This window comes from Acaryochloris marina S15 (assembly GCF_018336915.1).
GTDB classification, from domain to species: domain Bacteria; phylum Cyanobacteriota; class Cyanobacteriia; order Thermosynechococcales; family Thermosynechococcaceae; genus Acaryochloris; species Acaryochloris marina_A.
In genome coordinates, this window is record NZ_CP064923.1 from 5633388 (window position 1) to 5652841 (window position 19454).

Consider the following 19454-nt stretch of genomic DNA (forward strand, 5'->3'; position numbering starts at 1 on the left):
TGTTTTTGGCTTATCGCGTCGTTTTTAGCTGATTTAGTTTTTTCATTCCTGTTTTGGAGAAGAATGCATGTTGACAGAAATGTGGTCGTTTAAGGGCCGCTACAAAATCCTACACATGACTTGGTTTGCGTTTTTCCTGTCCTTCGTGGTCTGGTTTAACTTCCCACCTTTTGCTACCACGATTGGCCAAGAATTTGGGCTCACAAAGCCACAGCTTGGAACCATTGGTCTATGTAATGTTGCCCTCACGGTCCCTGCCCGCATCATCATTGGCATGGTGTTAGACCGTTATGGACCGCGTTTGACCTACTCTCTGCTGTTAATGTATGCAGCCATTCCTTGTTTAATTTTTGCTACCGCCCAAGGCTTTACTCAATTGGTGATTGGCCGATTGCTCATGGGTATTGTGGGGGCAGGATTTGTGATTGGCATCCGCATGACTGCCGAGTGGTTTCCCCCCAAAGAAGTGGGAACAGCAGAAGGCATTTATGGAGGATGGGGTAACTTTGGTTCTGCCTTCTCCGCCTTTACCATGGTTCTGGTTGCAACTGCCTTAAGCTTCATTCCAGGTGCTTTCAACTTTGGCGAAGCTCAAACCTTTACTGTTTTGGGTTTATCTTTCTCTAGCTCAGTGTTGAACTGGAGAGCAGCCATTGGCGGCTCGGGTATCATCGCTGCGATTTATGGCTTCATCTACTATGCCAATGTCCAAAATACCCCTCCTGGAAAAGTTTATCAACGTCCTAAAAGTGCTCGAGGTCTAGAAGTCACTTCTGTCAGAGACTTCTACTTCCTGATGGTGATGAACATTCCTTTAACTGCCATTTTGATGGTACTGGCTTGGCGATTAAATAAAGTCAATTTCTTGACCCCATCCGCCATGTACATTACCTGGGTAGCTCTCTTTGGTCTCTATGCTTTCCAGTCTTACAACTGCTGGAGTGCCAATAAAGACTTGCTCTCAGGCCGGAAGCGCTATGCTCCTGAAGACCGCTATAAGTTTAAGCAAGTTGCCATCTTAGAACTGACTTACATTGTTAATTTTGGTTCTGAACTAGCTGTTGTAACTATGCTCCCTGCTTTCTTTGAAGGAACCTTTGGCCTCGACAAAGCCATGGCCGGTATTATTGCTTCTAGCTATGCCTTTATGAACCTGGTTTCCCGACCTGGTGGCGGTATTATCTCTGACAAAATGGGTAGCCGAAAGTGGACGATGGTTATTCTCACGGGCGGCATGGGCATTGGTTATCTACTCATGAGCCAAGTCACCAGCAATTGGTGGCTACCCGCAGCCGTACTATTGACAATGGCCTGTTCCTTCTTCGTCCAAGCCTCCGAAGGATCTACCTTCGCGATTGTGCCTTTAGTTAAGCGCAGAGTCACAGGTCAAATCGCTGGCAACGTCGGCGCTTACGGTAATGTTGGCGCTGTTGCCTACCTCACCACTCGCCTGCTATTCGTAGATGGAGCTGGTGCAACTCCCAATATGGCTGCTGTGAACTCTAGCTTTTTCCAGGTTCTAGGAACTACCGGTTTGATTGTCGCTTTCCTCTGTATCTTTTTCCTAGAAGAGCCTCAAGGCTCTTTTGCTGAAAGTCATGAAGGGGAAGAAACATCAACTAATAGCCCTGTAGGGATCAAATATCCAACTACTCCATAGATAGATATCCATCTTTAACGGATATCAAAATTCAGGTTACTCTTGGCAAAAACGAGAGATTTGTACAATCTACAAATCTCTCGTTTTTTGTTGGCAAAAATCTTGTTCATTCATTGAACTAAAGGCTGATAGTAACTCAATAGACTCATAATTTAGACATCAATTATTTTTAGAGAAAGATTGTTATCTTTACCTCAAGATTTATAAATATGTCCATTTTTATATGCGAAAAATGCATATAATTTGTGCGAATTATTCATATCTTTATCCTTATTTGTTCGAAGAGATACAAATCGGGATAGAGGTATTCATTACACTTAGCGGACGCTGAACTTAATTAATATTCTTCAAGTTCCGCTCAATAATTCGGTGTGAGGTTACTGAAACAACATGTCAAAACGTTTGTCCTGGTATCGGCTACTTTTTAATACCAGCGTTTTAGGAATTGCAATGGTCAATTGCATTCCTGCCCAAGCAGCACCCGAGACATCTAATCTTGATGTTACGGCTGAACAATTGGACATCGCTCCCAGTGAGGAAGTCATCCCTACAACACTACCGTCTGTAGATGAGGCCCTGGAACTCGCGCAAGCAGTGGAAACACCCACTCTAGCCAGTCCCCCTACTTCTATTGCAGACATCGCTGGCAATCAAAACGATCCGTATTTTCCTTCGGATCCGAGTTTGCATGCCTCTGACGCCTCTCTTGGTCAGGTAACGTCTGTCTCCCAACTGTCTGATGTACAGCCTGATGACTGGGCTTTCCAAGCCATTCAGTCTTTGGTGGAACGCTATGGATGTGTGGCTGGTTACCCCAACGGTACATTTCGTCCCAGTCGAGCCATGTCGCGACGTGAAGCTGCGGCGTTGGTCAATGCTTGCTTAGATAACTTGAGCAATCGGTTTGCCACGAAAGAAGATTTGGATGCCCTCAAAGCGTTGCAAGATGAATTTGCCGCTGAACTCGCTACCCTTAGAGGCCGCGTCGATGGTTTAGAAGCGAGAGTCGCAACCGTAGAATCCCAACAATTCTCTACCACCACTAAATTAAACGGGGAAGCTATTTTTGCTTTCAGTGGTGTTGCTGGCGATAACGCCACTACTGGTGCTGATATTAGTGGGCGAGTCTCTCTAAACCAGAGAACCCGTTTAAATTTCATCACCAGCTTTACCGGTAAAGATCGGTTATATACCCGACTACAAACCTCTAATCGTCCTGTCAACTTTAGCGACGGTGCTATCCCTGGAATTATTGACAATACAGGGACTCTGCAAACTCGGGTTGCCTTTGACACCGGCAACACCAACAACAGCGTTATCCTCGATCGCTTAGACTACAAATTCCCCATTGGTGACAAACTCAATGTTACGGTCTTTGCCAATGCGGCCTTCCACCATTACTACGCCACCACCGTCAACCCTTACTTTGAAGGATTTGGTGGTGGTAAAGGTGCCCTCTCATTCTTTGGTGAGCGCAACCCCATCTATCGAATTGGTACGGTTGCTATTCCCAATGTTGCGGGCGTCGGCACCTCTTACATGTTCAACAAAGAAAATGATTTTCGCCTTGACTTAGGCTACTTAGCGGGTCGTGCTAACCAAGCAACAACCACGGCCTTGGCCAATGGCGAAAATGAAGGTGGGTTATTTGGTGGGACCTATAGCGCTTTAGCTCAACTCAGCATTAAACCCACAGAAGGGTCTCAGGTTGGCTTAACCTATGTCCGTAATGAAGCCCCTGATGGCTTAATGAGGTTTGGCACAGGAACCGTCTTTTCCAATAATCCTTTTGGCGGTGCTAATAATATTACTGGTGATTCCTTCGGCTTTGAAGGAACCCTCAAATTAGCAGATTGGGTCGCTGTAGGCGGTTGGTTTGGCTATACGATTGCCCGCGAAGACAATACCACCAATAAAGCAGACATTATCAATGCTGCCATTAACTTTGCCTTTCCTGATCTCGGGATGGAAGGAGCCACCGGTGGCTTAATTGTTGGAGTACCGCCAACAGTAATTAATAATGATGTCGCTGCTAGGGAGAACCCCGATCAAACCTTCCATTTGGAAGCTTTATATTCCTTCCCTGTTAATGACTTCATCACCATTACGCCTGGCGTGATTTATCTCATTAATCCTGAAGGCAACTCCGCCAACAGTGACATCTTAGTTGGTGTCATTCGGACGACATTTAAGTTCTAAACGCCTCCTCAGAATAGATAGAAGTTGATGACCTAGGGAACGAAAAATTTTCGTTCCCTAATTTTTTTACCTTCTCTAATTTTTGGGATAGTTTTTCTAACTCCACAACACGGTCTCCAGGCTTGAAGATCGATCACATGGGCTTTATTGCAAAATTAGTGCATTTACAGGGGCATGATTAAAGTGCATACAAACAATGTTGAGAACGCATTACGCAGATCAGGAACCGTAGCTAATCTTACAATTTTTGCCTGAAATGTTGATGATAATGATGTTGGATTGCTATTTCAATTTTTTTCTCTGATCCTTGATTAATACAAAACAGTTATGACTGAACCTGTCAAAACTTTATGTCCTTACTGTGGTGTGGGCTGTGGATTAGAAGTACTGCCTCCGGCTTTGCCAGGTAAGCCTGTCAATCGAGATAGCGCGGGAACCCCCATCTGGCGAGTGCGGGGCGATCAAGCCCACCCTTCCAGCAAGGGCCAAGTTTGTGTCAAAGGAGCAACGGTTGCCGGCGCATTAGATAAAGATCGGCTGCGCTACCCGATGATGCGGGATTCTCTAGACCAACCGTTTCGGCAGGTCACATGGGACGAAGCTTTAGAGCGGGTGGTGAGTGAACTTAAAACCGTTCATGCCAACCAAGGTCCAGACGCCATTTGCATGTATGGCTCCGGGCAGTTTCAAACCGAAGATTATTACATCGCTCAAAAGTTATTGAAAGGTTGTCTAGGCACTAATAATTTTGATGCCAATTCTCGTCTTTGCATGTCTTCTGCAGTGGCAGGGTATATCCAAAGTTTTGGCTCTGATGGCCCACCTCCTTGCTATGACGACTTGGAGCTGACGGACTGTGCTTTTTTAATCGGGACTAATACAGCAGAATGTCATCCGATCGTTTTTAATCGGTTGCTCAAGCATCACAAGAAAAACCGCCACGTCAAAATGATTGTGGTTGACCCTAGACGTACCAAAACAGCAGAGAAAGCCGATCTGCATCTGGCCATTAAGCCTGGCACAGATATTAATTTGCTCAACGGCATTGCCCACTTGCTGATGCGTTGGGGGAAGTTTGACTCTCTTTTTATTGATGAATGTACTTCTGGTTTCGCCAGCTTTGCTAGTGTTATCAGTCAATATCCACCGGAATTAGTCGCCAGAGACTGTGGCATTCGTGTCGATGAACTCGAAAAAGCAGCCCAATACTGGAGCGAATCCCAGCGAGTGCTATCCCTGTGGTCCATGGGGGTCAATCAATCAACGGAAGGGACTGCCAAATGCCGCACCATCATTAATTTGCACTTGATGACGGGCACCATCGGTAAACCTGGTTCAGGCCCCTTTTCCTTAACCGGGCAGCCGAATGCCATGGGAGGCCGTGAAGCGGGTGGATTATCTCATATTCTGCCCGGGTACCGGGTCGTCAAGAATCCTCAGCATCGTCAGGATGTAGAAAAAGCTTGGCAACTACCAGAAGGTAGTATTTCTCCTCAGCCCGGTTTAACAGCTTGGGATATGATTCTAGGTCTAGAAAACCAAAGCGTCGGTTTTTTCTGGGTAGCTGCAACCAATCCCGCTGTTAGTATGCCAGATATTAAACGCACCAAAGCGGCGTTATTGAAATCTCGGTTTACGATCTGTCAGGATGCTTACTATCCCACAGAAATGGCCGATTATGCCCATGTGTTGCTACCGGCAGCCCAGTGGAGCGAGAAAACGGGCATCATGACGAATTCCGAACGCGTAGTCACCTATTGTCCTACTTTTCGAGAGCCCGTAGGAGAAGCCCGAGCTGATTGGGACATTTTTGCTGAAGTCGGACGTCGCTTAGGGTTTGAGCGGGAGTTTGCCTTTGCCAATTCTGCAGAGGTGTATACCGAGTTTGTGAAACTAACCCGCGATCGCATCTGCGATATGAGCGGCCTCAGCCATGATCTCCTGAAAAATGGCCCCATTCAATGGCCCTTTCCCGCCTGTGCTCTAGGCGATACCATCGATGCCACCGCAACCGGCAAACGACTCTATACCAATCATCGATTTCCCACAGAAGATGGCCGGGCCCGGTTCTCATCCTTTCATGCCAAAGGATTGGCTGAACCCCCCGACCCTGATTATCCTTTTGTACTAACGACGGGCCGCCTCTACGGTCATTGGCATACCCAAAGCCGCACGGGACGGATTGAGAAGGTGGCCGGGATGTATCCCAATCCCTTCGTTGAGATCCATCCTCGGGATGCCGCCCGTATTGGCATTCAGGAGGGGGAAGTATTGGAAGTGCGATCGCGTCGTGGCTTTGCTCGCGTTCCCACCAAAATTACCAAAGCCATTGCCCCTGGCACCGTCTTCATTCCCATGCATTGGGGAGCTTTATGGGCCAAACATGCTGAGGTGAATGCCTTAACCCATCCTGAAGCCTGTCCCATCTCTCTAGAACCAGAGCTGAAAGCCTGTGCCGTTCAGCTTATCCCCGCTAGCGCTTTACCTGCAGATTCTGAAGAAAATGCTGTGGAGCGACCTGCTGCATCCCTCGTCGCTCCTTCCCATTCTTAAAGCGATCTATAGCAATGGCCTGTATCTCGGCGACTAGAAGTCTGCCAGGAGAATTCCCTAAAATGACTGCCCTCAAAAAATCTTAGGGCAGTCATCTCAGCCCAGTCAGGCTTGGGGGAACCCAAAACTCCGATCAATTCAGACGGGTGATGCAACATCCTTCAGAGCTGCTTATCTATCTAGCCAGACAGACATGTGTTCTCGACGGAACTGATTGCTATGATCAGAACTACGGCTTGGCTTTTGGGAGGAAAATCTCGCAAAGTCAACCACTTACGGTTTGAACATTCAGCGTTGAAGGATATGGGTTGAGGATGAAGATTCAGGCAATTGATACAGTAGCTGCAGACTGGTCAGGCGATTATTTAGGCATTGGTTTTTTTGAAGATTCCACAACAATAGAGGCTTATTTAACTCAGCTAAACCAACCCCTCAGGGACGTCCTACAAGATCTAGTGAGTGAAACTGAATTTCAAGGCAAGGCTGGGGAACAGCCCTGGACCCGAATTGCAGGAAAAGGCTCTATCCGCAAAGTCATGCTCATTGGCCTTGGCTCCCAAGAAACGTTCACATTAGATAGTCTTCGCCAAGCCGCCGCCACCTTTGCCAAAGCAGCCCAAAAGCAAAAAGCGGCCTCTGCAGGCTTGCAGTTACCCCTTTGGAACGACGATGCTGCAGCCTCGACCCAAGCCACGGCAGAAGGCATTGAACTTGCGTTGCATCAAGATATTCGCTTTAAGTCTGATCCAGAAGCCCAAAAGTCTGGGGAATACCCTCACGACATCAACCTGTTAGGTTTGGCCAATCAAGCTGCCGCCATTGAGACAGCCCAGCAGATTTGTACAGGGGTCCTGCTGACCCGTGAACTCGTGGCAGCCCCAGCCAATGTCGTCACCCCCAGTGCTTTAGCAGAAACCGCAGCCCAAATCGCCGCCGACCACGGCCTGACCCTAGAGGTTTTAGAACGAGAAGAATGCGAAGCTCAGGGCATGGGAGCTTTTCTGGGTGTTTCTCTCGCTTCTGACTTGCCGCCCAAATTCATCCACCTGACCTACAAGCCCAGTGGCACCCCTCGCCGCAAGCTGGCAATTGTGGGTAAAGGCGTCACCTTTGACTCCGGCGGCCTCAATCTCAAGGTCGGGGGCAGCGGCATTGAAACTATGAAAATGGATATGGCGGGTTCTGGTGCTACTTTGGGAGCTGCCAAAGCGATTGGCCAACTAAAACCCGATGTTGAAGTTCATTTCATCGTCGCAGCTGCCGAAAACATGATTAGTGGTCATGCCCTCCGTCCCGGCGATATTTTGACGGCATCTAATGGCAAAACCATCGAGATCAACAATACAGATGCTGAAGGACGGCTCACCCTAGCCGATGCCTTGGTCTTTGCCGAAAAACAAGGCGTCGATGCCATCGTTGACTTGGCCACCTTGACCGGAGCCTGTATCGTCGCCTTAGGCCATGACATTGCCGGCATGTGGACCCCAGAAGACAGCTTGGCAGAAGAGCTGACCCAAGCATCTGACCAGGCAGGAGAGAAGTTTTGGCGAATGCCCCTAGAGGAAAAGTACTTTGAGGGACTAAAATCTCCCATCGCCGATATGAAAAACACGGGTCCTCGTCCTGGTGGCTCGATTACAGCCGCTTTATTCCTCAAACAATATATTGAGAAAACCCCTTGGGCGCACTTAGATGTGGCAGGCCCAGTCTGGACTGAGAAAGAAAATGGCTATCTCAATGTGGGTGCTACGGGTTTTGCCGTGCGAACCCTGGTCAATTGGGTAATGGGGTAATCAGTGGATTGTCCTATGGATTGATGCCTACTAAGGCAGCATCAATACCCGCCTGAAGCAGCATCCTGGACAGGTTTCATCAGCTGACGCATCCTAGATCTAAAATATCGACTGATGAGGGTTAGCGAATGCAACCTGTCCAGCGTAAAAATCACGATACAGCTTGTGCCTGTCAGGCGCCATAACGCCCTGTATAGAAGGAGTGTTGACATGAGATACATCCAACCATAGCCTAGATATTTCTCTGATAAAGACGGCCTGTAAAGGCTCTCAGCGCGCTCTGAATGATGAGCAAACTTTTCACAGCGTACAACTATGTAATGCTCTTAGCGTCTACCCATCTCTAACCTATTTTTTTATGAGTGATTCCATCCTTACCCCAGAACAGCTCCTTCACCAACTGAAATGGCGCTACGCCACCAAACAATTTGACCCAGCCCAACAAATACCCGCAGCCACTTGGGATGCCCTCGAGCAAAGTTTGGTCCTCACCCCTTCTTCATTTGGACTACAACCCTGGAAATTTTTTGTGGTCCACAACCCGCAAATCCGCCAGCAGCTAGTGGAATATTCTTTTGGCCAGACTCAAGTGGTTGATGCGTCCCACCTAGTTGTGCTCGCCATTAAAAAATCAGCCAATGCAGACGATGTGGATCGCTACATCCACAGAACAGCGGAAGTTCGCCAAGTTGAGGCGGAAACCTTAACAGGATTTGCCAACGTCATCAAAAACTTTTTAGCCAATCCCAATAACCCTGACTTCGATGCGGATAATTGGGCAACCCGGCAAGTCTATATTGCTTTAGGCCAATTAATGACCAGCGCCGCAGTACTGGGTATTGATACTTGCCCCATGGAAGGCATTATTCCTGCCAAATATGATGAAGCCCTAGGCCTTACTGAGACTGAATACCGCACAGTCCTAGCCTGTCCTGTGGGATATCGTCATGCCGAAGATAAATATGCCACTCTCCCTAAAGTCAGGTACAAGCAAGAAGAGATCGTGGTCCATATTTCTTAAGGCATAGCTTGTTTAGAGGCAAGATTTGATCTAGAGATCTCATCGTTCCAGTCTATTCAACCCGCAAATCTGTCTAGACTAAGATGAGAAAAACATCTATGGGTGTTTCGCCATGGCCTTAGAACCCTGTCAAGTTTGTGGTGCTTTAAATAGTACTGAAGCAGAAATTTGCCTCAGTTGCGAATTTCCAACCAAAGGGCGTCGTCGTCCTGCTATTTTCCAATGGGCTGCGATTGGCTTATTTGTGCTGTTCACGATTCCCTTAATCATGACCGTGATGCATCAGTTTAAATCCAAGCCCCAGACGCCATCCCCCCAGCCTGTCTCTCTTCACCTCCCTCGATAACGCTTGATGATGACCCACCTGAAATTACCCCGTCGCCGCCTGTTACAAATGGCAGGTGGCATAGCATTGACACTACTGTGGCCGCACCAGGCCTATGGCCAAACTGGACGACAGGTACGAGATATTGCCAAAGCCGTAACGGTCTTGGTTTCCCCCCAAAGCAGTTCCGGGTCAGGGGTCTTGATCAAGCAGGAAGGCAGCAGCTACTACGTACTCACGGCTAAGCATGTCATAGAGTCTACTGGTGCGGGGGAAGAGGCGGATGTGATCACTGCCGATGGCCAATCTCATGCCGTTAATACTCAGGCTATCTTGTACCTATCAGGGGTCGATTTAGCCCTGATTCGATTCGATAGTGATCGCAACTATCCGGTCGCCACCCTGGGTAACTCGGAATCCATCACCGAAACGGATACCATTTACATCGCTGGATTTCCCCTACCGGGCCAAGCCATCACTTCATCCACCTTCACGATTACGAAGGGAGCCATCACTGGCAAAGGTCAATACCAACGGGGATACGGTCTAATTTACGACAACGTCACCCAACCGGGCATGAGTGGTGGCCCTATTCTTAGTGAAACTGGACAAGTGATTGGCATTCACGGCTTAGCAGAGGGTGAACGCGTGCAAGGAGTAGCTGTCAAGGCAGGCTTGAACTTAGGCGTACCCATCAATACGATTCTGGACCTTACACCCCTGGCCCTTAAACCAACTCCTCTGGCGGCTTCATCTCCCCCATCTTCAGCCCCTGTAGCCTCCGCAAGTGGAGCAGAACAAACCTTTCGCGCTTTTCTAGATCAGCATTATGCAGCGATGGCCCCTTTAATCGAAACGCGGGATGCCGCTCGGCTATTTAACTATATGCCGATCGATAAGGAACGCTTTCGCTACAGGCAGCATACTGGATTGGTCCAAAACTACAACGATCGGGTTGCTGGAGCTTCAGCGTTTTTCTCCAAAAAACCAGCCAGACAAAAATGGAAACTCTCTTACGAAATCACTGATTTACAAATGCCCACGGCGGATCAAGCCATTGTCTCTCACATCGAAACGGTAAAATGGTCCAATTGGCCAGGCTTACTACGAGGGGTATTCCGCCGCCGTGAAACCACCTCTTGGGAGCGTATCAACGGCCAATGGAAAATTGTCTCGGTGGAAGAAGGTGAAAGGCTATAGATTGAGCCATTTTTCAAACTTTCCCAACATCTTCCGCAATGACTTCATCTCGACCAATTTATACGCTTTAGCGACAGAGACCACTCGTCGTTCTCGCTCATGGTCTTCTTGCCATCGGCCATGAAGCTGGGTCACCACCAAAGGAAACACCTGCACAGTACAGGTACTTCCCCATTTTTGATGAGCATAGGTGCCGAGCGGTTCTGTGGCAATCAAACCTTCAATCCCCGCTTCTTCCCATGCCTCTTTTGCTGCCGAATCCCAGGCCGTTAGATCCGGTTCAATTTCTCCTTTAGGAATAATCCATCGACCTCGCTTACGGGATGTAATTAAGACCACCTTCAAACCATCCGGCTGAATGAGGTAAGGCAAGGCAGCAGAGTGCTGATAGAGCCCATCAACTGGTTTCATAACAGGTCACTCAAACGTTATAGGGGCGATCAACCGCTGTCTAAGAGAGTAGCGAGATCTATCCCCTTTGCCAACTCTTTCACCAATCTTTCAGACCGTTAGTCATCTTTTCTTGCAGCAGCTCCACTGCCACTTGCCCATCGACCGGTTTAGAGAATAAATGCCCCTGAGCTTCTTGGCATCCCATATCCAGTAAAAAGCGTCGCTGTACAGGGGTTTCAACTCCTTCAGCCGTCACATTTAACCCCAGGTCATGGGCTAACTCAATAATGGAGCGCACCAGATCGAGATTATCCACATCCATCCGTTTAATAAAGGACCGATCAATCTTCAAAGTATCCACCGGTAATCGCTGCAAATACTGCAGCGACGCATAGCCTGTTCCAAAATCATCAATACAGAGGCTGACGCCCATATTTTTAAGCTGATGGAGGGTATCGATCGCCGCTTGGTCCCGACTAAACAGCACACTCTCAGTAATTTCAATCATGAGCTGTTGCGGAGAAATACGAGTTTCCAGCAACACTTGCCTGACTTGAGATGCTAAATCCGGCTGATCGAATTGCTTAGCCGAAAAATTGACACTAATCGATAGAGGTTCTTCGGTAAATCTGCGCCACTGCTGAATGCGGAAACAGGCCTCTTTTAACATCCACTGATCGATCTCAAAAATCAGGCCCGTTTCTTCAGCAATCGGAATAAACTCTAAAGGAGGAACCATGCCCATCTTGGGATGCATCCATCGGACTAAGGCCTCAAATCCAATAATTCTTTGATCGGCTAAACACACAATCGGCTGAAAAAACAAGTTCAGTTCTTGCTCACGCAGTGCCCGCTTCAGATCATTTTCCAGCTGCAACAGTCGAACCGCTCGCGCATGCATGGTGGGATCAAATACCACATAATTAGCTCGCCCCAGCCCTTTGGCAGAACTGACCGCTGTATTAGCATCGCGCAGTAAATCTTCAGCCCGGTCATACTCCATCAGAGTTAAGGCAATCCCGACACTGGCCGTAATAAATAACTCTTGCCCACTCAACCGAAAAGGGGTTTGAAACTCTGCCGAAATTTGGTTGGCAGCCAATATTGCTGTGCTCGTCGCATCAATTTCATCCAACAGAATAATGAATTCATCGCCACTCAACCGGGCAAAGACATCAAATTCACCCAAGCAATTTTTCAGGCGCCAAGCAATGGAAATAAGGAGCTGATCACCGGCCAAACGGCCAAAACTGTCATTAATACTTTGAAAACGGTCAATATTGACGATTAAGAGCGCAAAATGATAGCTTTTTTTGCGCTTAGATCGTTCAAAAGCATGGGCCAACTGAATCAGAAAATAGGTTTGATTCGGCAGTCCCGTCAAGGCATCATAAAACGTCGTTTTGAGAATGCTTTCGCTGGTTTGTTTGCGCTCTTCAATAAAATCTAAAGTGCTTTCCCGTGCTTTTTGAATAAAGGATAGGAGTTCAATATATTCTCCCTCTGCAGCCTTAACGAGGAGAATTTTCTGAGATCCCAAATTTAGGGCTGCCGCCTCCAAATGAATCTCCTGATCTTGGCGATCGGCTTCACACCACATGCCCGACTTATACTGCCCTGGCTGATTGTCATGCCAAAACTCCACCGCATCTACTAGAAAATTAGCTAGAAAAGGCAAGGTCTTTTCAATCCAAGCCATATCTACGGTGAGTTGAACTTGAGGATAGAGCTGGGTAAACCAAGAAGGCGCCGTTCCTACAATTGTTAAGGAATGCTCATCAACCCGCTCTAAAATCAAAATATCTAAAGCAGAGAGTACATTTGCAGGAAGCGATGCCGTCATTGCATTGGGTGATAAGAATATAAGCTAGGGGCGTCAGTCATAGAATTCCCAGCAAGAGATGCCGGTCGAAAAGACTTCTGCCTTTTATCTAGCCCATCAAAGGTCAGTTTGTCGATGATCAAGGTCTTACTTTCAGAATTTTCATTTAAATTCACAGCAACATCCATAGGCTGTCCCATCACCGTTAAGGTTTTGCCAAATCCGACTTGCAGCAGGCCGATCGTGACAATCCCTGTCGTCACCACTAGGGCACATTGGGCCGATGGGCCAATGGGGGGTTGACGATCTTCAAATAATTGGAGGATACGCACACTCGCGTCTATCGCCTGCATCGAGGAGCTACGGGTAGACGGCAACACTCCAAACACAGCCACAATAGAATTACCAATACTTTGATGAATCAAACCGCCTTCATCCAGAATGGAGGGTGAAATTGCTGACAAGTATGCATCCAATATTTTCAGCGGGTTCGAAGCAGCAATATTATCATCAAGACCCTCAATATTACAACATTTCACAACTAGAATACTGAGAGATTTTTGCTCCCCTGCAGGCCGAATATCAAGGAAGTTTTCGGCCACGATCTCTGACTGTATTAAGTGGCCTAGAGAGCGAGCATGTTTTCGCCTCAATAGACTAAGATCATTGACCTTTTGTTGAATGAGAACATGCTCTTCATTTTCAGAAGTCGCATCAAATAGGATGACCCAATCATGCTGGTTGTCGACAAAGAGATGCACTTCAGCAATAACATCTTCGTCTAGCTGCATAAATGGAATATGCATGGCCGCTTCTTGCAACGGCAATAAGCCTGCCAAAAAGAAAATTTGATCATCAATAGACTGGTTTAGCTCTAAAAGAGCCAAACCATACCGCTCGCAAGCACCACCAAAAGCCAGTAATTTGCCAGTTTTAGTGACTTGTAGATAAGCTGGAAAGCGATCTCGAACGACTGTAGAACAAAGAAATGTCACAATCGGTTGTGGGAGATTTAACATGGGTAACTAAATCATCATTTGCGCCAATTTTATAAAGCACTCTTCTACCCCCAATCCAGTCCTTGCACTCCCCAAACAGTATGTCCATTGCCGCTGGGATAATTCTTCGAGATCTTCCTCTCCGATTTCCCAGTCTTGGCTTAGATCATACTTATTGAAAATCGTAATAAATGGCACTTTGCCAATGGTGTCTTCCACTTTGGTTTGTAATTGGAAGACTGTTCCTAATGTATCTCGCCGAGTACCATCCACCACCAAAATATAGGCGGCGGATCCTCGCAAGTAAGACATTCTAATTTTTTGGAATTCATCTTCACCATGAATGTCCCATAGGATTAAATTTAAGTCTTGATCCGCAACGGTTACGCTTTTTTTATCGATTTTGACGCCAACAGTCGTTTGATATTTATCAGAATAAATGCCTTGAACATATCGAGCGACAAGGCTCGTTTTCCCAGTCGCAAACGCACCGACCATACAAATCTTTTTTTGGAGCATAAGCTATTAATCAGCGTCCGATGGATTAACAAAAATAACTTTAAACGTGACCTTGCGATTGGATTTAGAGATCTTAGCCGATTCTGAATTTGCGACTTCAGGAGGCTCAATACTCACTGCCTGTAACTGACTTTTCTCAATTCCCTGCTTGGATAGCAAAGAAATGATGGCTTTAGCACGGGTCTCCCGTACATAAAGATTAATCAATTCAGACCCACTGGTATCGGTATGTCCTTCAACCAAAACAGCAACGGTTTGGTTAATGGTTTTTGCTGTTTTAGTCAATTTTTTAATTTCTGCCACCAGAATTTTCAATTTGGCATCTTGCTTAGGCACCAACTGAGCATTTTGGGTAAATAAGAGGGTTTGAGCCTCAATTTTGGTCTTAATACTGGTCAGTACTCCCGCTTCAACTGGAATGACCTCTTGGGTATTGAAACGGGTGACATTAGGCAGTCGCACGGCTAACTGATTCGCCTGGGTTATCCAGGCTTGAGGGGCTGTCCCCGTCGCTTCAACAGCGCCATTGGCATCGACGTCTAGGGCAACTGTTTCAGGAGGCTGCAGCAGCGATTTCACTCTGGATTTCACAAATGCAGTATCGAAGGATAGATAGGGCTCCCAATGAAAATCAATCTTGTCTGGATCGAGCTCGGTGGTTGAGATCAGGTCGGTTGGCTCAGGTGCTAGGGGATCTTTCAAGCCGGATATCACATATTTGCCGTCTTTTTTGGCAGTTTGCATCACGACGATGCCAGACTCTTGATTCAGTTGATCGACAAAGCTCCGTACTTGATTACGCTCATGGTTAGACCACATGCCCCATGCCCCTAATCCCAGAATGAGAATCCCTGCTGCTCCACCAATCCACTTCAAGGGAGACGATTTTTTCTGTTTCGTTTGATATTGGGACTGCAAACATTCTTCTAGATAAGGCTGGCTGGGTTCAAAGGCACTGCTATCTCCTTGAAACTCGTGCAGCTGGCTTTCTTGGACTAGGTGAATTCGTTCTAGGGCATTTTCCATCGTTTGCCGCAGTTTTCCAGGAGGATTTCCCCGAATAACGCAGGCAATAATAGCTTGGGGACCTTCATTGACCCAAATCGTTAACTCTCCTACCTGCAGGCTTCCTAAGGTATCGTCACTCACACTAAAAGAGTCACGAACAAAGTCTTGAATCGCCGTAAACATAGCAGAGACCAAGTCTGCATCTTGAGCTGCAGCCGTTGGTGCTGCTAGATGCTGCAGCACCAAGCCCGAGTTTTTGTGAATCAGAAAAACCTGTTCGACCTGATAGACCAGGGTGCGCAACAATAGCACTTCCGCAAAAGATTTGCCTGTACGCCAGGCTTCAAACCGCCAACCTAAGCTTTGGGGAGAAAGGCTATGTTCGAGCCCTTGGTTCAGGGAGTCGGTTAAATTCTGTATGGCCACTGCGATCGCTTTTCGTATCGCCGGACCCATGATGGGAAAAAGGGCCTCAGACAAGATATTTTGATCGGTATTAACCGAAGATTTAATCGCCTGTTCTACCGTAGGCACCACCGCTTTAGAGACCGTTTTGTCCCCTGTCTCTAGGGTCAGTTGAATCGCTTGGGGCAACACTCGACTGACATCTTCCGAGCGGAGTTTGGTGTTCTCAAACTGATCTTTTAGATCAGGGCCAATCAGTAAGTTTCTGAGCTCATTCAACTCACTAGCCTGGGATATCTCTTTAGGGTGAGAGTTCCCACGATTTACGTTAGAAGATAAGTCACTCATGAAACATCAGGCTGCAATGATTTGATCCGGCAATATCTCAAGCAATCTACTATCGCTGTAGATATTGCCATAGTAAAGGTCATGATGGTAATCGGCTTGAAGTTTTATTGCGCATAGCCCAATCCAATGTGACTCGCTAATGATGCAAATTTTGCCACGAGTGAACACTGGTATGAATTGAAGCCTAGGAGTTAGCGCGAATATTCAGCGCTAACTCGCTAAAGAGATTAGCTAAGTTAGCTCGATCACTATCATCAGCCGAATTGAGTGCTTGCACTTCACGTTCCAACAAGGCTCTAAGCTCGGCATGCTTATCATCAAAGTTGCCGCTTAAGGATGTCAGTTTTTCTTCTAGGGTAGCAATCATTGTGGAGTGTCCCTGCTCTACATCTTCCCCTAGCTGCTCAAGCTGAGCTTCGACAGCAGATATCCCTTGTTGATACTTTTTATTAAGGTCAGATACCGCTGCAGTTTGGGAATCATGATTGTCTTGCAGCGTTTGGGTTAGAGCCTGTAAATCTTGGCGGATAGACGTTTCTAAAGATTGAAGATTCTGATGGAACTGCTCGCGAATATCTGCGCATTCGCGATTGAGCTGATTTTCTAGCTGTTGCAAGCGCTGTTCTTGTCTTTGCACCTGCTGACCGAACAGCAAATCTCTGATCTTGTTCAGAGTGTCGAAATCGACTGCTTCATTCGCAGAGGCAGCGACTAACGCATCCGTATTCACAGGCTGTTCTATTGTCGCCTGATCTTCAGAAGAGGACGTTGCCAGCGCTGTCGTTGTTTTTTCTTCAGAAATTGTCATGGCCACATTGCGGTAGTTTACGACTTAATTGAGCCAGTCATGTTCACGGCCTGAGCGGCGTTACTGCACTATGCACTAGACATAGATTTCCCTACATTAGCTTAGATCTTAGCATTGCTTTACAGAACATGACTGGATCCACTCACTATCTCCGCCACCACTCTTTTATCAGCGTCGATTAGACCCTCACAATGGGGCTGGATTACTCGGCTACCAGCACTAGATGATAGCGATAGAGAGCAACCGGTTGATTCAAAGCTTGAAAATAGTTTGGATCCTGAGGGGATAAGTAGATAGCCGTGACTTGATCCGCATCAATTTGGGCCGGACTCGTGTTGATGTAGCGATAGGAAGTCGTATTTTCGACTTGGTTGAGATAAATTTGGGAGCTGCTGCGAAACTCTTGCTGAAAAAGTTCGCTAGCAACCCAGGTGTCGTTCTTAGCATCGAATTCAGTGGTGCGATCGCTAATGGTCGACACTAACTGTCGCCCCTGATCAAGCACCGTCGTTTGGCGATTGGGAAAGCGAGGATCAACCTTCACCGTTTGCACAGCCCCCTCTCCTAGGTAAGCAGCGGCTAAACTCCGACCATTGAACGCTAAGTCAGCAATGACCGCAGGTTTACGAGATAACAACTCCCACGGAGAAGCATTGGCTAGCACTTTTGCCTTTAAGGGCGTCCGTTCTTCTACAAAACGCACCGCAAAGGTCACAGGCTGATCTACCAAATTCTCGTTATCGGCATAACCAGGGGTAACTAATTTGGGCGCGAGGGGCGCCGCCAGATCCACTAGGGTACTGGTGACTTGCCAATCGCCTAAAAACCAGTCGGGATAGACCAAGTCCCCAGATGCAGGCTTAAGTACCGGTTTCCCTTGCCATTCTGGAAAGGCCGCTAGCCGTTCCGTTAACGGACTAGCCAGCCCTGGTAAAGACCAGCAGCAGAGCAATAGTGCAAGACAGATACCCCACCCTTTCACTCTGTAAGGCCGCCAATCTTTACCGTTCACATCCTTTTCTCCTAACGCGCAGAGCCAACCTGATCCTTAGCCAAGAACTTCTCCAGCTCCGTTAAGGCATCGGCATCGACTTTAGTTTGCATAGGACAGAACTTCGGTCCACACATAGAGCAGAACTCAGCCGTTTTGTAGATATCGGCGGGTAGCGTCTCATCATGGTACTCCCGGGCCCGCTCAGGATCGAGGGACAGGTCAAACTGGCGATTCCAGTCAAAGTTGTAGCGAGCTTCAGAGAGCTGATCATCCCGATCGCGAGCGCCAGGACGATGGCGAGCAATATCCGCCGCATGGGCTGCAATCTTGTAGGCAATCAAGCCATTACGCACATCTTCTGCATCCGGCAATCCTAGATGCTCTTTGGGAGTGACATAACAGAGCATGGCAGTGCCATACCAACCCGCCATAGCGGCCCCAATCGCAGACGTGATGTGGTCATACCCCGGTGCAATATCAGTCACCAACGGTCCCAGCACATAGAAAGGAGCTTCAGAGCATTCCTCCATTTGCTTGCGGACGTTGAATTCAATTTGGTCCATGGGCACATGACCTGGACCTTCCACCATTACCTGGACATCATGTTCCCAAGCCCGGCGGGTGAGCTGTCCTAGGGTTTTTAGCTCTGCAAGTTGGGCATCATCAGAGGCATCATGGGTACAGCCCGGTCGTAGGGAATCACCCAGGCTAAAGGACACATCATGCTTTTTGAAGATTTCGATGATGTCGTCGAAGTGGGTATAGAGAGGGTTTTGCTTGTGATGATGGAGCATCCACCGAGCCAGAATCCCACCGCCCCGAGAGACGATACCGGTGATGCGATCGCGCACCAAGGGCAAATGTTCAATCAAGATGCCTGCATGAATCGTTTGGTAGTCCACACCTTGCTGGGCATGCTTGTCAATGATATTCAGAAAGTCATCAGCCGTTAGATTCTCAATATTGCCATGGACGCTTTCTAAGGCTTGATAAATGGGGACCGTGCCAATGGGAACAGAAGATTCATTGATAATGGCGGTGCGAATTTCATCTAAGTTACCGCCACCCGTCGACAAATCCATCACGGTATCTGCGCCGTACTTGACCGCTAAACGCAGCTTGTCGAGTTCTTCTTCCATATTGGAAGAATTGGGAGAAGCCCCAATATTGGCGTTCACCTTACATTTGGAGGCAATGCCAATGGCCATCGGTTCCAAATTGACGTGATTGACGTTGGCGGGGATGATCATTCGTCCCCGAGCTACTTCTTCCCGAATCAAATCAGCCGGAAGATTCTCACGTTTGGCAACATGGTCCATTTCTTCAGTGATTTGGCCCTGTCGTGCATAGTGCATCTGACTGACATTGCTCTGCCCATGACGGTTAGCAACCCATTGATGACGCATAT

At 47.6% G+C, this 19454-nt stretch carries 15 protein-coding genes; 7 read left to right on the forward strand and 8 right to left on the reverse strand.

The window, feature by feature from the left end; translation table 11 throughout:
* Positions 1-67 precede the first annotated feature (67 nt).
* From I1H34_RS25720 to I1H34_RS25750, 7 genes are all read left to right on the forward strand, one after another.
* On the forward strand, positions 68-1660 hold the full coding sequence (locus I1H34_RS25720; RefSeq protein WP_212663684.1) for an MFS transporter: 1593 nt from the start codon (positions 68-70) through the stop codon (positions 1658-1660).
* Between the two features lie 390 nt (positions 1661-2050).
* Complete coding sequence (locus I1H34_RS25725; protein WP_212663685.1) at positions 2051-3859, forward strand: iron uptake porin; 1809 nt, start codon at positions 2051-2053, stop codon at positions 3857-3859.
* A 327-nt stretch (positions 3860-4186) separates the two neighbouring features.
* Positions 4187-6412, forward strand: a complete 2226-nt coding sequence (locus I1H34_RS25730) for a molybdopterin oxidoreductase family protein (RefSeq protein WP_212663686.1) — start codon at positions 4187-4189, stop codon at positions 6410-6412.
* A gap of 314 nt (positions 6413-6726) precedes the next feature.
* The gene (locus tag I1H34_RS25735) at positions 6727-8205 is read left to right on the forward strand and encodes a leucyl aminopeptidase (RefSeq protein WP_212663687.1); all 1479 of its coding nucleotides are present in this window, start codon (positions 6727-6729) and stop codon (positions 8203-8205) included.
* Positions 8206-8563: 358 nt separating this feature from the next.
* Positions 8564-9226, forward strand: coding sequence for an NAD(P)H-dependent oxidoreductase (locus I1H34_RS25740; protein WP_212663688.1), 663 nt, complete (start codon positions 8564-8566; stop codon positions 9224-9226).
* A gap of 112 nt (positions 9227-9338) precedes the next feature.
* Complete coding sequence (locus I1H34_RS25745; protein WP_212663689.1) at positions 9339-9572, forward strand: hypothetical protein; 234 nt, start codon at positions 9339-9341, stop codon at positions 9570-9572.
* A 6-nt stretch (positions 9573-9578) separates the two neighbouring features.
* Positions 9579-10751 carry a trypsin-like peptidase domain-containing protein gene (locus tag I1H34_RS25750; RefSeq protein WP_212663690.1) on the forward strand — a complete coding sequence of 391 codons (1173 nt, stop codon included), beginning with the start codon at positions 9579-9581 and terminating at the stop codon, positions 10749-10751.
* On the opposite strand, the gene I1H34_RS25755 is transcribed toward I1H34_RS25750, so the two are convergent.
* From I1H34_RS25755 to thiC, 8 genes are all read right to left on the reverse strand, one after another.
* A complete protein-coding gene (locus tag I1H34_RS25755) occupies positions 10746-11162 on the reverse strand; it encodes an NUDIX hydrolase (protein ID WP_212663691.1) in 417 nt (138 codons plus the stop codon). The two genes, I1H34_RS25750 and I1H34_RS25755, sit on opposite strands and share 6 nt — an antisense overlap.
* Positions 11163-11241: 79 nt before the next feature.
* The gene (locus I1H34_RS25760) at positions 11242-12987 is read right to left on the reverse strand and encodes a putative bifunctional diguanylate cyclase/phosphodiesterase (RefSeq protein ID WP_212663692.1); all 1746 of its coding nucleotides are present in this window, start codon (positions 12985-12987) and stop codon (positions 11242-11244) included.
* Positions 12984-13985 (reverse strand): hypothetical protein, encoded by a 1002-nt coding sequence (locus tag I1H34_RS25765; RefSeq protein ID WP_212663693.1) that lies wholly within the window; start codon positions 13983-13985, stop codon positions 12984-12986. The genes I1H34_RS25760 and I1H34_RS25765 overlap by 4 nt, the downstream gene beginning before the upstream one ends.
* Positions 13986-13991: 6 nt before the next feature.
* Complete coding sequence (locus I1H34_RS25770; RefSeq protein WP_212663694.1) at positions 13992-14483, reverse strand: Rab family GTPase; 492 nt, start codon at positions 14481-14483, stop codon at positions 13992-13994.
* A 6-nt stretch (positions 14484-14489) separates the two neighbouring features.
* The gene (locus tag I1H34_RS25775; RefSeq protein WP_212663695.1) at positions 14490-16244 is read right to left on the reverse strand and encodes an OmpA family protein; all 1755 of its coding nucleotides are present in this window, start codon (positions 16242-16244) and stop codon (positions 14490-14492) included.
* A gap of 184 nt (positions 16245-16428) precedes the next feature.
* Entirely contained in the window at positions 16429-17052 is a 624-nt protein-coding gene (locus I1H34_RS25780) for a hypothetical protein (protein ID WP_212663696.1), read from the reverse strand.
* A 202-nt stretch (positions 17053-17254) separates the two neighbouring features.
* A complete protein-coding gene (locus I1H34_RS25785; protein ID WP_212663697.1) occupies positions 17255-18064 on the reverse strand; it encodes a DUF6816 family protein in 810 nt (269 codons plus the stop codon).
* A gap of 11 nt (positions 18065-18075) precedes the next feature.
* The gene (gene thiC / locus I1H34_RS25790) at positions 18076-19452 is read right to left on the reverse strand and encodes a phosphomethylpyrimidine synthase ThiC (protein WP_212663698.1); all 1377 of its coding nucleotides are present in this window, start codon (positions 19450-19452) and stop codon (positions 18076-18078) included.
* Between the last annotated feature and the right edge of the window lie 2 nt (positions 19453-19454).

Excerpts from the sequence above, each read along its gene's own strand:
- I1H34_RS25720 (WP_212663684.1), top strand. The coding sequence starts at position 68 with ATGTTGACAGAAATGTGGTCGTTTAAGGGCCGCTACAAAATCCTACAC.
- I1H34_RS25725 (WP_212663685.1), top strand. The coding sequence starts at position 2,051 with ATGTCAAAACGTTTGTCCTGGTATCGGCTACTTTTTAATACCAGCGTT.
- I1H34_RS25730 (WP_212663686.1), top strand. The coding sequence starts at position 4,187 with ATGACTGAACCTGTCAAAACTTTATGTCCTTACTGTGGTGTGGGCTGT.
- I1H34_RS25735 (WP_212663687.1), top strand. The coding sequence starts at position 6,727 with ATGAAGATTCAGGCAATTGATACAGTAGCTGCAGACTGGTCAGGCGAT.
- I1H34_RS25740 (WP_212663688.1), top strand. The coding sequence starts at position 8,564 with ATGAGTGATTCCATCCTTACCCCAGAACAGCTCCTTCACCAACTGAAA.
- I1H34_RS25745 (WP_212663689.1), top strand. The coding sequence starts at position 9,339 with ATGGCCTTAGAACCCTGTCAAGTTTGTGGTGCTTTAAATAGTACTGAA.
- I1H34_RS25750 (WP_212663690.1), top strand. The coding sequence starts at position 9,579 with ATGATGACCCACCTGAAATTACCCCGTCGCCGCCTGTTACAAATGGCA.
- I1H34_RS25755 (WP_212663691.1), bottom strand. The coding sequence starts at position 11,162 with ATGAAACCAGTTGATGGGCTCTATCAGCACTCTGCTGCCTTGCCTTAC.
- I1H34_RS25760 (WP_212663692.1), bottom strand. The coding sequence starts at position 12,987 with ATGACGGCATCGCTTCCTGCAAATGTACTCTCTGCTTTAGATATTTTG.
- I1H34_RS25765 (WP_212663693.1), bottom strand. The coding sequence starts at position 13,985 with ATGTTAAATCTCCCACAACCGATTGTGACATTTCTTTGTTCTACAGTC.
- I1H34_RS25770 (WP_212663694.1), bottom strand. The coding sequence starts at position 14,483 with ATGCTCCAAAAAAAGATTTGTATGGTCGGTGCGTTTGCGACTGGGAAA.
- I1H34_RS25775 (WP_212663695.1), bottom strand. The coding sequence starts at position 16,244 with ATGAGTGACTTATCTTCTAACGTAAATCGTGGGAACTCTCACCCTAAA.
- I1H34_RS25780 (WP_212663696.1), bottom strand. The coding sequence starts at position 17,052 with ATGACAATTTCTGAAGAAAAAACAACGACAGCGCTGGCAACGTCCTCT.
- thiC (WP_212663698.1), bottom strand. The coding sequence starts at position 19,452 with ATGCGTCATCAATGGGTTGCTAACCGTCATGGGCAGAGCAATGTCAGT.